8 protein-coding genes are annotated in these 17155 nt (G+C 66.7%); all 8 read left to right on the top strand.

Annotated features, from left to right (window positions below):
- Nucleotides 1-5 precede the first annotated feature (5 nt).
- The 8 genes from lexA (at nucleotide 6) to uvrA (ending at nucleotide 17149) form a co-directional block, all read left to right on the top strand.
- Nucleotides 6-641, top strand: coding sequence for a transcriptional repressor LexA (gene lexA, locus EV698_RS01620; protein WP_130502431.1), 636 nt, complete (start codon nucleotides 6-8; stop codon nucleotides 639-641).
- 24 nt (nucleotides 642-665) lie between these two features.
- Nucleotides 666-1340 (top strand): translesion DNA synthesis-associated protein ImuA, encoded by a 675-nt coding sequence (gene imuA / locus EV698_RS01615; protein ID WP_130502430.1) that lies wholly within the window; start codon nucleotides 666-668, stop codon nucleotides 1338-1340.
- Between the two features lie 34 nt (nucleotides 1341-1374).
- Nucleotides 1375-2823 carry a Y-family DNA polymerase gene (locus tag EV698_RS01610; RefSeq protein ID WP_130502429.1) on the top strand — a complete coding sequence of 483 codons (1449 nt, stop codon included), beginning with the start codon at nucleotides 1375-1377 and terminating at the stop codon, nucleotides 2821-2823.
- Between the two features lie 5 nt (nucleotides 2824-2828).
- On the top strand, nucleotides 2829-5921 hold the full coding sequence (locus tag EV698_RS01605) for an error-prone DNA polymerase (protein WP_130502428.1): 3093 nt from the start codon (nucleotides 2829-2831) through the stop codon (nucleotides 5919-5921).
- Nucleotides 5922-5985: 64 nt separating this feature from the next.
- On the top strand, nucleotides 5986-7821 hold the full coding sequence (gene recQ, locus EV698_RS01600) for a DNA helicase RecQ (protein ID WP_130502427.1): 1836 nt from the start codon (nucleotides 5986-5988) through the stop codon (nucleotides 7819-7821).
- Between the two features lie 46 nt (nucleotides 7822-7867).
- Nucleotides 7868-9712: an ABC transporter ATP-binding protein gene (locus EV698_RS01595; protein ID WP_130502426.1), complete on the top strand. Its 1845-nt coding sequence runs from the start codon at nucleotides 7868-7870 to the stop codon at nucleotides 9710-9712.
- Entirely contained in the window at nucleotides 9712-11736 is a 2025-nt protein-coding gene (locus EV698_RS01590; protein ID WP_130502425.1) for a tRNA(Met) cytidine acetyltransferase TmcA, read from the top strand. Before EV698_RS01595 ends, EV698_RS01590 begins: the two co-directional genes overlap by 1 nt.
- Nucleotides 11729-17149 carry an excinuclease ABC subunit UvrA gene (uvrA, locus tag EV698_RS01585; RefSeq protein ID WP_130502424.1) on the top strand — a complete coding sequence of 1807 codons (5421 nt, stop codon included), beginning with the start codon at nucleotides 11729-11731 and terminating at the stop codon, nucleotides 17147-17149. Before EV698_RS01590 ends, uvrA begins: the two co-directional genes overlap by 8 nt.
- The last annotated feature ends 6 nt before the right edge of the window (nucleotides 17150-17155 follow it).

Raw genomic sequence — 17155 nt, 5'->3', positions numbered from 1 at the left:
AAACCATGAACGCGCTCACTCCCCGTCAGGACCAGATCCTCCAGTTTATCCAGCGTTTTCTGGAGCGTACCGGCTACCCGCCCACACGTAACGAGATTTCGGCAGAGCTCGGGTTCCGTTCGGCCAACGCCGCTGAACAGCACCTTCGAGCCCTCGCCCGCAAAGGCTTCATCACCCTCCAGCCCGGTGCCTCGCGCGGCATCCGGTTACGTCAGCAGGTGTCGGCCTCGAGCGATGACATCGAGGGTAGAGAAGCGGAGGGGCTACCGGTCATCGGTCGGGTGGCCGCCGGCAGCCCGCTGCTCGCGGAAGCCCACATCGATCATCATTACCGGGTCAGTGACGGACTGTTCTCTCCGGGCGCGGACTATCTGCTCCGGGTTCGCGGCATGAGCATGCGCGACGCCGGCATCCTCGATGGTGACCTGCTCGCGGTTCATTCCACCACCGAGGTTCGTGACGGCCAGATCGTCGTCGCCCGCATTCAGGACGAAGTGACGGTCAAGCGCTTTTCCCGGACCGGCCATCACGTCCAGTTACTCCCGGAAAACCCCGAATTCACCCCCATAGAACTCGATCTGCGCCAGGACGAACTGGTCATCGAGGGAATCGGTGTGGGTGTGATCCGTTCCGGGCTCTAAGCCTGAATCCACAGGAGGTTCATCATGAAAGAAGCCATCCACGAGCTGCTCGACCAGCCCGGTATCTGGCGCGCCAATACACCGCACCGCGGTCCGTCTTCTCCGGCGCGGGATCATGTCCCCAGCGGCTTTGCAGCACTGGACCGGGCACTGCCTGGCGGTGGTTTCCCCGGTAGTGCACTCACGGAGATCCTGTACGAGGCCCATGGCGTCGGCGAACTGCGGCTGGTCATGCCAGCCCTTGCCCGGCTATCGCGGAGCGGCCGCTGGATCGCCATGATCGCGCCGCCTTTCGTGCCCTATGCCCCCGCACTGGCGGCTCAGGGCATCGACCTGTCACGTCTGCTGGTTATCCATCCAAACGACGGACCACAGGCACTGTGGTCCGTCGAACAGGCACTGAGAAGCGGCACCTGCGCGGCGGTCATGGCCTGGCCGAGCCATTGCGACGACCGCAGCCTGCGTCGTCTCCAGCTGGCCGCTGAATCCGGCGACAGCGTGGGCATGCTGTTTCGCGATTCGACCGCCGCCACCGAACGTTCACCGGCGGCGCTCCGGCTCGCACTAGGCGAGAGCAGCGGTCAGCAGCTGAACATCCGTGTACTCAAATGCCGGGGCACTCCGCCCGGCGCGGTCGCACTGGATAGCTGGTCGACCGCGCCGGTACGCCCACAGCATCCGCTCCCCCTGGAGGAATGAGGCAGCGCCCTCGTAACCGGGTGAATGCGCAGTAATGCTCTGGCTGTGCCTGCACTTCTTCAATCTGCCGGTCGAGTGTTTCGGTGACACCGAGGGGGAGACATTTCCCCTTTTCGTCTCCCAGGCGGGCCGTGTCATCGGAGGCAACCGACCGGCCCGGCATCTCGGCATCCGATCGGGGATGACGCCAACGGCCGCCCGGGCGCTTACGGAAGACGGCCGTCACCGGCTGCGCGATCCCGACCGGGAGCAACGTATGCTCGAGCGGCTGGCCACCTGGGCGGTTCAGTTCACACCGCGGGTCAGCATCGAACCGCCCATGGCATTACTGCTGGAGATCGAGGGGAGCCTGCGCTATTTCCATGGCATCGAACCACTGCGACGGCAGATCTCGGAGGGCCTCGAGCAATGGGGTCACCGTGCGAACACGGCCATTGCGCCAACGCCCACGGCGGCATGGATTCTGGCCCGGGCGGGCGACGGCACGCCGGTGACGGCACGACCGGCGCTGGCGGAACGTCTGGCCAGCCTGTCAGTGAACGTCCTGCCCCTGGGGCAACGCGCTACGGACGCCCTTCAGGGCCTGGGCTGCGAGACCATCGGCGCGCTTCGTGCCCTTCCCGATGACGGGGTAGCACGACGCCTGGGTCGCGCGCTGCTCGAAACCCTCCAGCGGGCACACGGCGAACGGCCCGACCCGCGTCGGAACTGGCAGCCACCTAACCGCTTCGAGCGCCGGATCGATTACCTTGAGGCAATTACAACCGTCGATGGCCTGCGCCCGATACTCCGGCAGCTGATCGATAGCCTCTGCACCGATCTTCGCTACCGCGACACCGGTATCATGCGGTTGCGATTCGTACTCCGGCATCGCGAAAGGCCGCCTACACGACTTCCGCTGGGTGTCCTGTCACCTACCCGCGACGCTGGCCACCTGAAGTGGCTGGTCGATCAGCAACTCGACAACATCGCGCTGACGGCCGATGTAACCGCTGTCAGCCTGCAGGCGGGACGTTTCCACGCCCTGCACGGCACGAGCGAGGCACTGGATCTGCTCGATCGGGATGATCGGCACACCACGGATGCCGACTGGCGGACACTCATCGAGACATTCGACAGCCGCCTGGGTGAAGAGCGGGTCTGCATGGTCAAACCGCTGGCAGAGCATCGACCGGAGCGTGCCTGGTGCTATCAACGCCCCGGCAGGACCGTCGAGCCACTGGCACAGCCATCCGGGACCGCGCGACCTGCCTGGTTGCTCGAACAGCCGCTGCCCCTGCGAAGCCCCCGGGGCCGACCGGAGCACAACGGGGCACCGCTGGTGCTGGAATCGGGCCCGGAGCGCATCGAGACCGGCTGGTGGGATGGACTCGACATCACCCGCGATTATTACCACGCGCGCACCGCGAACGGACAGCGAATCTGGATCTTCCGCGATCGGCGGGGGCAGCGGGACTGGTATCTGCACGGGATTTTCGGCTGACCCTCATGGCGGTTATCGATGCGGCCTACGCCGAGCTCCACTGCATCAGCAACTTCAGTTTTCTGCGCGGGGCGTCGCATCCCGAAGAGCTGGTGCGCCAGGCCGATGCGCTCGGCTATCGGGCGCTTGCGCTGACCGACGAGTGCTCCCTTGCCGGTGTGGTTCGCGCCCATGCCGCCGCCAGGGATCACGATCTGAAGCTCATCATCGGCAGCGAATTCCGGTTTGATGATGGCCTGCACCTCGTGCTGCTGGCTCCGGACCGTTCGGCCTATGCACGGCTGTCGGCGCTGATCGCTCTCGGCCGGAGCCAGGCCGACAAAGGCCACTACCGGCTCGACCGAACCGATCTTCAGGATGGCGTGCCGGGCTGCCTGGCACTGCTTGTCACCGGGCCGGAAAGCGCCGCCGAGGACGCTGACTGGCTCAAGCGCACATTCCCGGGTCGGGCCTGGCTGACCACGGCCGTCCGCCGCGATGGTCTTGACGCGGAACGGCTCCGGCACTGTCAGCGCCTGGCCCACGACCAGCAACTGCCGGCGGTGGCGAGCGGCGGCATCGTCATGCACCGCCGTGGGCGACGGGCACTGCAGGACACCCTGACCGCCATTCGCCACGGGCGGAAACTCGGCGAGCTGGGCAATGCCGTGATGGCGAATGGCGAGCGCCATCTGCGACCGAGACGGCATATCGCCCGCGATTACCCCGAGGCAATGATCACCGAGAGCATCCGCATTGCCGAGCGCTGCGTTTTCCGCCTCGACGAGCTTCGTTATGAATATCCCGAAGAGCTGGTCCCGGCGGGCCATACGCCCGCCAGCTGGCTGCGCGAGCGGGTGGATGCCGGTGCCCGCCGGCGATGGCCCGAGGGCATTCCCGAGCGGGTTCGAGCATCCATCGAGCATGAACTGGAACTGATCCGTGAGCTCGCCTACGAGCCGTTCTTCCTGACCGTCGACGATATTGTCGAATTCGCCCGCCGCCAGGGCATCCTCTGCCAGGGGCGCGGCTCGGCGGCCAACTCCAGCGTCTGTTATTGCCTGGGCATCACCGCGGTCGACCCCTCCCGCTCGCGGCTGCTCTTCGAGCGTTTCATCTCCCGCGAGCGCAATGAGCCACCGGATATCGACGTCGACTTCGAGCACGACCGACGCGAAGAGGTCATTCAGTACATCTATCGCAAATACGGCCGGCATCGCGCCGCCCTCGCCGCAACCGTGATCTGCTACCGACCCCGAAGCGCGGTACGCGATATCGGCAAAGCGCTGGGACTCGACAGCGATCAGATCGACCGCCTGACCGGAACGCTGCAGTGGTGGGACGGCCAGACCATCGACGATGACCGGCTCCGGGAAGCGGGCTTCGATCCCGACAACCCGATGATCCACCGCCTCCTCACGCTGGTTCAGGCGCTGGTGGGATTTCCCCGCCACCTGTCCCAGCATGTCGGCGGATTCGTGATCAGCCAGGGGCCGCTAAGTGAACTCGTTCCCACCGAGAATGCAGCGATGGCCGGGCGCAGCATCATTCAATGGGACAAGGACGATCTCGAGACCCTGGGCCTGCTCAAAGTCGACTGCCTGGCACTGGGCATGCTCAGTGCCGTGCGGCGGAGTCTCGAGCTCATCGAACGCCATCACGGACGATGCCTGGGGCTGGCCGACATCCCTGCCGAGGATCCGGCCGTCTACGACATGCTCGATCAGGCCGACACGGTCGGCGTATTCCAGGTCGAGTCGAGGGCCCAGATGGCCATGCTCCCGCGCCTTCGACCGCGCTGCTTCTACGATCTGGTCATCGAGATATCCATCGTCCGCCCCGGTCCCATCCAGGGCGATATGGTGCATCCCTACCTGCGCCGCCGCGACGGACAGGAGGCCGTCGACTACCCCGGCGAGGCCGTCCGTGGTGTGCTCGAGCGCACCCTGGGGGTGCCGATCTTCCAGGAGCAGGTCATGCAGCTCGCCATTGTCGCGGCGGGGTTCAGCCCGGGCGAGGCGGATTCGCTACGGCGCGCCATGGCCGCCTGGAAAAAGCGCGGCGGACTGGGATCGTTCCGCGAGCGGCTGCTCGACGGCATGCGTGCCCGCGGCTATGCGCCGGAATTCGCCGAACGCCTTTTCGAGCAGATCTGCGGTTTCGGCGATTACGGCTTCCCCGAATCCCATGCCGCGAGTTTTGCGCTGCTCGTCTATGTCTCCGCATGGATCAAGCGCCATTACCCGGCGGTGTTCGTCTGCGCGTTGCTCAATAGCCAGCCCATGGGGTTTTACGCGCCGGCTCAGCTGGTCCGCGATGCACGTGCCCATGGCGTCGACGTCGAAGGGGTGGATGTCCGCTTCAGCGACTGGGACTGCACCCTCGAGCACGATCGCGATCCGTCGGCGCACCCTACCCTGCGCCTGGGGATGCGACTGATCCATGGGCTTGGCGTCCAGCCGGCGCAACGCCTGTGCCAGAGCCGCGAGCGCGATGGCCCGTTCACCGATGTCACCGATCTTGCCCGTCGCGCCAAACTGGATCGCCGGAACCTGCGGGCACTGGGGGATGCGGGTGCGCTGGCAGGCATCGGCGGGCATCGGCGCCAGGCCTGGTGGCAGGTCCTTGGCATTGAAGCGCGCGGCCCGCTCCTCGAGCCGGTATCGACGACAGAGACTGCACCGGACCTCCCCGCCCCCTCGGAGGCCGAGGACCTGATCGGTGACTACCGGAGTCTGGGCTTGAGCCTGGGGCGCCACCCCCTGGCGCTGTTACGGGCGCGACTGCGACAGCGCGGCTACCGACCGGCCACGGAACTGGCGCAGAGTGGCCACCGGCGGATTGCCCGCGGGGCGGGTCTTGTCATTAACCGCCAGCGTCCGGGGGCGGCAGGTGGCGTCGTCTTTCTGACGCTGGAGGACGAGACGGGCAGCATCAACGTGGTCGTCTGGAAGGATCTCGCCCGCCGGCAGCGCTCCCTGGTGGTCAGCGCCCGGCTTCTGGGCGTGGTCGGTATCTGGGAACAGCGTGGCGATGTCCAGCATCTTGTCGCCGGTCGGCTGGAGGACCACAGCGATCTACTGGGCGAACTGCAGACCCGATCACGGGATTTCCACTGACGTCCTCCGCGTTGCGGCGATAAGATGGCAGCCTCTGTCCAACGGGCGCCCACTGATTCAACGCATGCACGACGCGATATCCAGCAAACCCGCCAGCTCCGCCAGCCGTGTTCTCGAGGCGGTCTTCGGTTATTCGCATTTCCGCGGCCGTCAGGCCGAGATCATCGAGCACGTAGTCGGCGGCGGCGACGCCCTCGTGCTGATGCCGACCGGTGGCGGCAAGTCGCTCTGCTACCAGATCCCGGCGCTGCTCCGCACCGGTGTCGCCGTGGTCATATCGCCTTTAATCGCCCTGATGACCGATCAGGTCACCGCCCTGAAACAGCAGGGCGTGCGGGCCGCCGCCCTCAACTCCAGCCTGCCACCCGAAGAACGGGCGGAAACCGAGCGTGCCCTGCACACCGGCGATATCGATCTGCTGTACATCGCTCCGGAACGCCTGCTCAACAGCGACCTGATGCAGCGCCTGGCGACCGTCAACGTCGCGCTGTTCGCCATCGATGAAGCACACTGCGTTTCCCAGTGGGGGCATGATTTCCGCCCCGAGTATCTGCAGCTGGGCGTCATTGCCGAGCGATTCCCCGGCGTACCCCGGATCGCCCTCACCGCTACCGCCGACCAGCGCACCCGCGAGGAGATCCGCGATCGCCTGCTTCCGGGCGACGCCGCGTCGTTCGTCTCCAGCTTCGATCGACCCAATATCCGCTATGAGGTCGGCCTCAAGGAGCGACCCCGGGATCAGCTGCTGCAGTTCATCCGCGACCGTCATGCCGGCGAATCGGGGATCGTCTACTGCATGTCACGCCGCGCCACCGAGCAGATCGCCGACTGGCTGAATACCCGGGGCGTCCCGGCACTGGCCTACCACGCAGGCCTGGAACCGACGCTCCGCGCCCACCACCAGGCCCGCTTCATCCGCGAAGAGGGACTGGTGATGGTGGCCACCGTCGCCTTCGGCATGGGTATCGACAAACCCGACGTCCGCTTTGTAGCGCATCTCGACCTGCCCAAGACCCTCGAGGCCTACTACCAGGAAACCGGTCGCGCCGGCCGTGACGGACTGCCGGCCGAGGCCTGGCTGGTTTACGGCCTGCAGGATATCTACCGGATTCGGCAGATGGGGGCGGAGTCGCAGGCCGGCGAGGGCCACAAGCGCCGCGAGCAGCAGCGCCTCGAGGCGTTACTGGGTTTCTGCGAGACCAGCGGGTGCCGCCGCCCTACCCTGCTCGCGCATTTCGGCGAGTCCTACGCGGGCCCCTGCGGCAACTGCGACAACTGTCAGACGCCACCGCGCACCTGGGATGCCGCCGATCCGGCGCGACGCCTGCTGTCCTGTGTCTATCGAACGGGGCAGCGGTTCGGCGCCACGCACGTAATCGACGTCCTGCTGGGACAGGACAACGAACGGATACGCCAGCGCGGTCACAACCGGCTGAGCACTTTCGGCATCGGCACGGATCTGCCCCGCGCCACCTGGCAGTCGGTGGCCCGTCAGCTTCTCGCTCATGGCTATCTCGAGCCCGATCCGGAAGGACATGGCGGGCTGCGCCTCAATGACGCCTGCCGGCCGCTGCTGCGTGGCGAGCGTGGACTGTCGCTGCGCGAAGACCTCCCGGTGCGTCGTCCCGAGCCACGCTCGCGGGTGGCCGCCGCCGATGTGGCCATGGCCCCGGATACCTGGGCGGCGCTGCGGGCCCAGCGACGCCGGCTCGCCGAGACCGAGGGTGTTCCGCCCTACGTCATCTTCCATGACGCCACTCTGCTGGCCATGGTCGAGCAGCAGCCCACCAGTCTCGAGGAGTTCGCGGCACTGCCGGGCGTCGGCGCCCGCAAGCTAGAGCGTTACGGCGAGGCCTTCCTCGACACGCTCGCGGCACTACCCGACCCCTCTCATCGCTGACCGCGCGGTGCCGCCTGCACCCTGCCGCATGCGTTAAACTGGCCGGATGGCAGCATCTCCGCATTCGAACACGGACTCCTCCGATAACCCGAACCGGGGCTGGCGCGACTACCTCGGTGTTTTCCGCTACAGCCGCCGCGCCATCGAGCTGGTCTGGCAGACCAGCCGGCTGCTCACCGTCGTGCTCGCGACGGGTACGCTCATCGCGGGGCTATTGCCGGCCGCCGCCGCATGGGTCGGGCAGCTCATCGTCGATGGCGTCGTGGCGGCCATTGAGGCCAGTGCCGGTATCCCCGCGGAGCTGCTCTGGCTGGTAGCACTGGAGGGCGGGATCATGATGGGCATCGCCGGCGCGCAGCGGGCCATCCAGATTGCCCAGTCTCTGCTGCGCGCCCAGCTCGGCCAGCGGGTCAACGTCATGATCCTCGAGAAGGCACAGTCCCTGCAGCTCGCGGATTTCGAGGATTCCGAATTCTACGACAAGCTCACGCGGGCTCGGCGCGAGGCCTCGAGCCGGCCACTGAGCCTCGTCAACCGCACCTTCGGGCTGATCCAGAACGGCATCTCACTGGCGAGTTTCGCCGGTTTGCTGCTTGGCTTCTCGCCCTGGGCTGTCGCAATCCTCGTGGCCGCCGGGCTACCGCAGTTTTTCTCCGAGGCGAAATTCTCCGGCGATGCATTCCGGCTCTTTCGCTGGCGAAGCCCCGATACGCGCCGGCAGATGTATCTTGAAACAGTCCTGGCACGGGAGGACAGCGCCAAGGAGGTCAAGCTCTTCGGGCTCGGTCCGCTGTTCCTGCAACGCTACCGGGATATATTCAAGCGCCTCTACCGCGAGGATCGGCGCCTGACGCTGCGCCGGGATTTGTGGGGATTCGGCCTGGGGCTGATTGCAACGCTCGCGTTCTACGCCACCTATGCCTGGATCGTGGTGACCACCGTGGCGGGGCAGATCACGCTCGGGCAGATGACCATGTACCTGAGTGTATTCCGCCAGGGACAGAGCGCTGTAAGCGCGAGCCTGACCGCAATCAGCGGCATGTACGAAGACAATCTCTACCTCTCCAATCTCTACGAATACCTCGAACAGCCCGTCACCGTCGGCAGCGGCGAGGCGACCAGTGGTGCCGATCCGGGCGACGGGCTGCGCTTCGAGTCCGTGAGCTTTCGCTATCCCGGCAGTGAGCTCGATGCCCTGACCGATGTCTCGCTGCATCTCACGCCCGGTCGCAGCATCGCGCTGGTGGGCAGTAACGGATCGGGCAAGACCACCCTGATCAAGCTGCTCGCCGGACTCTATGCCCCCACCCGCGGGCGTATCCTGCTCGACGGCACCGATCTGCGCGACTGGGAAAGCGGCGCGCTGCGCGAGCGCATCGGTATCATCTTCCAGGACTTCATGCGCTATCAGTTGCCGGTGGGCGAGAACATCGGCGCCGGCGACGTCACCCGCTTCAGCGATGAAGAGCGCTGGGAGCGCGCCGCCCGTAAGGGCCTCGCGGCATCGTTCATCGAGGATATCCCCGGCACCTACCACGCGCAGCTGGGCCGCTGGTTCCGCGATGGCCGCGAGCTCTCCGGCGGTCAGTGGCAGAAAATCGCGGTCGCCCGGGCATTCATGCGCGAAAGCGCCGACGTGCTCGTCCTCGACGAGCCAACGGCCGCCATGGACGCCGCCGCCGAGGCGGAGATCTTCGAACACTTCCGGGCCCTTACCGAGGACCGCATGGCCATTCTCATCTCGCACCGGTTCTCGACCGTGCGCATGGCCGACGAGATTATCGTCATGGATGCCGGCCGGATCATCGAGCGCGGCAACCACGACTCGCTGCTCGCCGATAATGGTCACTACGCGCATCTGTTCCGCCTCCAGGCGGCGGGCTATCAGTGATGGCCGACGGCCAGCGTTCGCTGGTGTGGATCGAGGGTGACGCCGCGACCTGCCGGGAGCGTGCCCTGCAACTCCTCGGCGAACAGCCAGCGGCTACTATCGGCTGGATCGGCGCGCCGCTGGATACCCGCGACGGGTCGCTCGCATCCTCAATCCAACCCGTACCACCCGGCCACGGACGACAGTTGCTGGGACGGACGCTGACCGGTGGCGTTCTCGATGCGCATACCGGGTTTGATCCCGATGACCTGGGAGCGCTCGCCGGCGCCATTGACGGAGCGGGTGTGCTCCTGTTGCTGACGCCCCCGGCGGCGGTCTGGCCCACGTGCCCGGACCCCGCTTTTGCCAGACTGCTCAGCGAGGGGGTCACGCCCGATCCGGGTGGCTCGTTTTTCATCGCACGGCTGATTGATTACCTGACGGATGATCCGGCGGTCCACCGCGAGGCCAGCGCCGGGCAGGCGCTACCGACGTATGCGACCCCCCGAATCGCGGATACACCGTTGCAGCCCACCCATGATCAGCGACAGGTCATCGAGGCGATCAATGCCCTGTCCCGACGACCCGACCCCGGGACACTGCTGATCACCGCCGACAGGGGACGGGGTAAATCCGCAGCACTGGGCATGGCGATGCAGACCATGGCGCTGGCCGAGACACCGCGACTGGCCGCCCCCTCGCGGGCCGCGACGGCCACGGCGATCGCCTGTGCCGGTGATCGCCCCCTCCGGTTTCTCGCACCCGAGGCGGTCACGCCGGAATCGTCGCTGCTGCTGGTCGACGAGGCGGCCGCCCTGCCCCTGCCGCTGGTGGTCCGGCTGGTCGACGAGAATCCCTATTGCGTGCTGACCGGTACCGTCCACGGCTATGAGGGCAGCGGCCGCGGCATGATCCTGCGCCTTGCCGGAGCGCTCGCCGACCCCGAGCGGTGGTTCGAGCACCGGCATCTTGCCGAGCCGATTCGGTGGGCCAGTGATGATCCTCTCGAGGCCCTTATCGATCGTATCCTGCTGCTGAGCGTGGAGCCCGAGCCCCATGGCAGCGCGCAGGCGGTAGTCATTGAGCGCATCGATCCAGGGGTTCTGGCCGCTTCCGAAACCGACCTGCGGGCTGCCTTCGGACTGCTGGTCGCGAGCCATTACCAGACCCGGCCGCGGGATCTGCGCCAGTTACTCGACGACCCCTCCGTCCGGCTCCATGTCGCACGGGACGGCGGGCGGATCATCGGGGTACTGGCGGCGCGGGCCGAGGGCGGGATCGATGCCGAACTCTGCGCGGCGATTCATCGGGGTCGACGACGACCCGGCGGTCATCTCATCGCCCAATCACTCACCTTTCACGCCGGTATAGCCGATGCCGCACGGTATTATGGATGGCGCATCCAGCGTATTGCCGTCCACGACGACTATCGACGCCGGGGTATCGGCCGGCGTCTTGTCGAGGCCGCGCGTCGGGATGCGATGGCGGCCGGGATGGACTGGCTCGGTACCAGCTTCGGCATGACCACCGAACTTCTCGATTTCTGGACCGCCTGCGGGTTCAGACCGGTGCGAGTCGGCAACCGCCGCGACGCGAGCAGCGGGACGTTTTCGGTCATTCTACTAAGCGCACTGAACGCCGCCGGCGAAGCGCTGGAGGCCGCAGCCGAGCGGCGCTTTGCGCGCCACTTGCCGGATCAGCTGAACCATAGCCTGCGCGGTCTGTCCGTCTTCATGCGGAGCCGCCTTCGACCGGATCCGCTCGGTGACCATGAATGCGATGCTATCGATGAAGCGGACCTCGAGGCCTTCGCCAGCGGATACCGACCGCTGCTGGACAGTCACGCCGCGCTGTCACGCTGGGCGCGGCAGGCCACCGCCAGCGTCCAGGAGTCGCAGCGCGACCGGGCCCTGATTGCGGCCGCTGTGGAGCGGCCACTCGATACCGCCGCGATGGCGCGAGCGGCCGGGATGTCCGGCCGCCGCGAGGCCATTGCCCGACTGCGCCACCTCATTGCCCAAAGCCCGAGGATCCACCATGAGTGATTCCTGCATCCGCATCCGCGGTGCCCGCCAGAACAATCTGCGCAACCTGGATCTTGATCTGCCCACGGGCGAGTTCACGGTAATCACCGGGGTCTCCGGATCGGGTAAATCGTCCCTCGCCTTCGATACGATCTACGCCGAGGGTCAGCGCCGCTACGTCGAGACCTTCTCGCCCTACGCACGGCAGTTCCTCGATCGCATGGACCGGCCGGCCACCGACCGGGTGGAGGGCATCCCCCCGGCGATCGCGATCGACCAGACCAACCCGGTTCGCACGTCGCGCTCCACGGTGGGCACGATGACCGAGCTCAACGATCATCTGAAGCTGTTGTTCGCCCGCGCGGCGCGGCTTTTCTGCGGCGGCTGCGGCCGCGAGGTTGCCCGGGACACGGCGGATGGGGTCTATGACCGGCTCATGGAGCAGTGTGCCAACGCCCGCGTCGTGATCGCCTTCGACACCGTCATCCCCGAGCACTACGACGCGGAAGAGATCCGCGGCCTGCTCGAGCGCCAGGGCTATACACGCATCCGCGAAATCGATAATGACCGGCTGCGGGTAACACAGGATCGTGTCCGGGTGGAGGCCTCGCGGCGCGACCGGCTTGTAGAGGCGGTCGAGGCTGGATTCCAGCATGGTCGGGGGCATCTCGTCGTGGAGGTGCTCGATGGCCAGCGCGAGGTGGCCGCCGAGCATCGCTTCTCGCAGGCACTCCACTGCGCCGACTGCAACCGCCATTATCGCGAACCGACCCCCAGCCTGTTCTCGTTCAACTCCCCGGTGGGCGCCTGTGAGACCTGCCGTGGCTTTGGCCGGATCATGGGGATCGATTACGGCCTGGTTATCCCCGACCCCGGCAAGACACTCGCGGGCGGCGCCATCCGTCCCTGGCAGTCCGGTAAGTCCGCGGAGTGCCAGAAAGACCTGATTCGGCATGCGCGGCGGCGCGGCGTCGCCACCGATATCCCCTGGCGTGACCTGCCGGCCGCGGACCGCGACTGGGTGATCGAGGGCGAGGGCAGTGGCCGGCAGCAATGGTACGGCGTGCGGGGTTTTTTCGACCGGCTGGAGTCGAAAAGCTACAAGATGCATGTCCGGGTGCTGCTCTCGAAGTACCGGAGCTACGACCTGTGCCCGGACTGTGACGGCGCTCGTCTCAACCCCGAGGCCCTGCTCTGGCGGCTCGGCGGGCTGAACATGCATGACCTGATGAGCCTGCCGCTCGCACAGGTCGAGCGGTTCTGCAAAGCGCTGCAACTGCCCGCCCCCATGGACGAGGCGGTCCCGCTGCTGCTCGAGGCGATCCAGACGCGGCTGGGATTCCTGGCGCGGGTCGGTGTCGGCTATCTCACCCTCGATCGCCAGTCGCGGACGCTCTCGGGGGGTGAGGTTCAGCGGATCAACCTCACGACCGCCCTGGGGACCTCGCTGGTCAACACGCTGTTCGTACTCGACGAGCCCAGCATCGGGCTCCACCCGCGCGACATCCAGCGGATCACCGGGGTCATGCACCGACTGCGCGACGCCGGCAACACCCTGCTGGTGGTGGAGCACGATCCGGATATCATGCGCGCCGCCGATCGCGTCATCGATATCGGCCCCGGCCCCGGCCGCGAAGGCGGCAACATCGTCTTTAATGGCACGCCGGATGCGCTGACCGAGGACACGCAGTCGCTGACCGGGGCCTACCTGCAGGGTCGCCGGCGCGTCGAAGCGGGCAGTGGACGCAACAGCCGACCCCGCCCCGATCAATGGCTGACCATCCGCGGGGCGCGCGAGCACAACCTCACCGGCATCGATATCGATCTGCCGCTGCACCGGCTGGTCTGCCTGACCGGCGTATCGGGATCGGGCAAATCGACACTGCTCGAATCGATTCTCTATCGGGGACTACGCAAGCGCATGGGTGAGGCCGTCGATCCGCCGGGTGATCATGATGGCATCGACAATGCCGAGTCGATCGATGAAGTCGTACTGGTCGATCAATCCGCGATCGGCCGTACGACCCGCTCCAACCCGGCGAGTTATGTCGGTGCCTTCGACCCGATCCGCAAGGCCTTCGCCCGCGAGCCACTCGCGAAGGAACGCGGCTATACCGCGGGCACGTTCAGCTTCAACGCCGGCGCCGGCCGCTGTCCCGCCTGCGGCGGCAACGGCTTCGAGCACGTCGAAATGCAGTTCCTCTCGGATGTGTACCTGCGCTGCCCGACCTGCGATGGTCGGCGCTATCGCGATGCCGTGCTCGAGGTTCGTCTGGCGCCTGCCCCCGAATGCGAGCGGGCGCCGGCATCCATCGCCGAGTGCCTCGACATGACCGTTGACGAGGCGCGGCAGTTTTTCGCTGACCAGAAAGACGTTCTGCGCGGACTCGAACCGTTGGCGGCGGTAGGTCTCGGCTACGTGAAACTCGGCCAGCCGGTCCCCACCCTGTCCGGCGGTGAGGCGCAGCGCCTGAAACTCGCCGGTCATCTCGCCAAGGCCCGGCGGCGCGACGGGGCTCACAAGCTGTTCCTGTTCGACGAGCCCACCACCGGTCTGCACTTCGAAGACATCCGGGTTCTGCTCACCGCCCTTGAGCGGCTGCTGACCGTCGGCCACTCGGTGATCCTCATCGAGCACAACCTCGATGTGATGCTGGCTGCCGACTGGCTGGTCGACCTCGGCCCGGAGGGCGGCACCGGTGGCGGGCAGCTGCTCGCCGCGGGGTCACCGGAAGCGGTCATGACGGTCGGGGACAGCCACACCGGTGTCGCGTTGAAGCGCTATGTCGCCGATCGCGAATCGCCATCGTCCGGCTCGACCCGGGACCGGGTCGCCGAGGCCCGCGTGCCGGCGACCCCGCGATCCGAACCACGGGCCATCGAGATCCGCAACGCCCGCGAGCACAACCTGCGCGGGATCGATGTGCGCATTCCCCAGAACCAGCTGACTGTCATCACCGGCCTGTCGGGCTCGGGCAAGAGCACCGTCGCCTTCGATATCCTCTTCAACGAGGGACAACGGCGCTATCTGGAGTCCCTCAACGCCTACGCGCGGCAGTTCGTCCAGCCCGCCGCCCGGCCCGACGTCGATGCGGTGTTCGGTATCCCGCCCACGGTCGCCATTGAACAGCGCACCAGCCGTGGCGGGCACAAGAGCACGGTCGCCACGATGACCGAGCTCCACCATTTCCTGCGCCTGCTGTTCGTCAAGCTGGGGACCCAGTACTGCCCGGACTGCGACCGGCCCATCCAGGAGCAGAGCCAGGCGTCCATTGCGGCACGGCTGATCGAAGACTGCCGGGGCGAATCCGTCACCCTGCTGGCGCCGCTGGTCGTCGCCCGCAAGGGCTATTACACCGACCTTGCCCAGTGGGCCGCCGGCAAGGGGTTCACGCATCTGCGGGTGGATGGCGAGGATCGCCCCACCGATCAGTGGCCCCGGCTGGATCGCTACCAGGAGCACGACATCGATCTGCCGGTAGCAACGGTGACGCCGGATCCCGCCAATGAAAAGGCGCTGGATACCGCCCTTGAACACGCCCTTGGCTATGGCAAGGGCCAGGTCCGGGTAGCAACGGCGGACGGCGCGGCAACGCTCTACTCCACGCAACGCGCCTGCCCGGGCTGCAACCGGAGTTTCGCCCCCCTCGACCCGCGGCTCTTCTCCTACAACACCCGCCATGGCTGGTGCCCGAGTTGCTATGGCACCGGGGTCATACTCAAGGGCTTCGATGCCGAGCAGACCGGCGAAGAGCGCCAGTGGCAGCGCGGCGATGACGATACGGCCCGACCCTGCCCGGCCTGTAAGGGCCATCGCCTGCGGCCCGAGGCGCTATCCGTGCGGTTCCTGGATCGGGGGATTGCCGACTACGGGGCCTTTTCCGTGGAACAGGCAGCGGCGTTCTTCCGGGACGTCGAGCTGCAAGCGCGGGACGCGCAGATCGCCGATGACGTCATTACCGAGCTGCAGGGCAGACTGGGTTTTCTGGAAGCGGTGGGCCTTGGCTACCTCACCCTCGACCGGTCGGCACCAACGCTGTCCGGCGGCGAAGCGCAGCGCATCCGACTGGCCGCCCAGCTCGGCTCCAACCTCCAGGGCGTCTGCTACATCCTCGATGAGCCAACGATCGGTCTGCATGCCCGCGACAATCGCATGCTTCTCGACACGCTCTCCGCCCTCGAAGCCAAGGGCAACACGATGGTTGTCGTCGAGCATGATGAGGACACGATCCGGCGCGCCGAGCATGTCATCGATCTCGGGCCGGGCGCAGGGGTCGAGGGCGGGCGCATTGTCGCCGAGGGCAAGCTTGACGATCTGCTCGTCAACCCCGATTCCGTTACCGGTCGTGCCCTCGCCAATCCGCTGCAGCATCCCCTGCGCGGTCAACGTCGGGATCCACACGAGGCGGACGCCATCGAACTCGGCGGTGTTCATGCCCACAATCTGCAGGACGTCAACGCCCGCATTCCGCTGGGGCGGCTCATCGGGGTGAGCGGTGTCTCGGGATCGGGGAAAAGCACCCTGGTCCGCGATGTCCTGCACGGCAGTCTCGCCCGTCGCGTGGGCCGCAAAGGGGACGCCGACGCACCCCTGCGAGGGTGTCGAACGATCAGTGGCTGGACGTCACTGGACCGCGTCCTCGAGGTGGACCAGACCCCGATCGGCAAGACACCCCGCTCCTGCCCGGCGACCTACGTGGGCATCTATGACGAGATCCGGCGACTGTTTACCCAGACCGAGGAGGCCCGCATCCGCGGCTATGGCCCGGGTCGGTTTTCGTTCAATACCCGCGAGGGGCGGTGCCCGGAATGCGAGGGCCAGGGCATGCGTCGGGTGGAAATGAACTTCCTGCCGGATGTGACCGTTCCCTGCGAGAGCTGCCACGGCCAGCGGTTCACGCCAGAGACACTGGCGGTAACCTGGCGAGGCTGCTCGATCGGTGACGTGTTGAATATGGAGATCGAGACCGCGGTGGATTTCTTCGCCGCCCATCATCGTCTCCACCACACGCTGGCGCTGCTCCGCGATACGGGTCTTGGCTACCTGACCCTTGGCCAGCCGAGCCCGACCCTCTCAGGCGGCGAGGCTCAGCGCATCAAACTGGTCAGCGAGCTTGCCAAGGCACGACCGGAGGCCGGCGGCGCCCGGCCGGCCAGAACCCTCTACATCCTCGATGAGCCGACCGTAGGCCTGCACATCGCCGATGTCGAACGCCTGATCGGCGTCCTCCATCGACTGGTGGATGCGGGCCACAGTGTCGTCGTGATCGAACACAACCTCGACATCCTCGCGGAGGCGGACTGGTTGATCGATCTGGGGCCGGAAGGGGGTGATGGTGGCGGTCGGATTGTTGCCCAGGGCACACCCGAGCAGGTCTGCCGCAACCGGACCTCCCACACCGGCCGGCTGCTGGGGGAATTCACGAGCCGGTGAGGCCGG

This window comes from Spiribacter vilamensis (assembly GCF_004217415.1).
Taxonomy (GTDB): Bacteria; Pseudomonadota; Gammaproteobacteria; order Nitrococcales; family Nitrococcaceae; genus Spiribacter; species Spiribacter vilamensis.
This window is presented reverse-complemented; position numbering and strand designations above follow the sequence as displayed.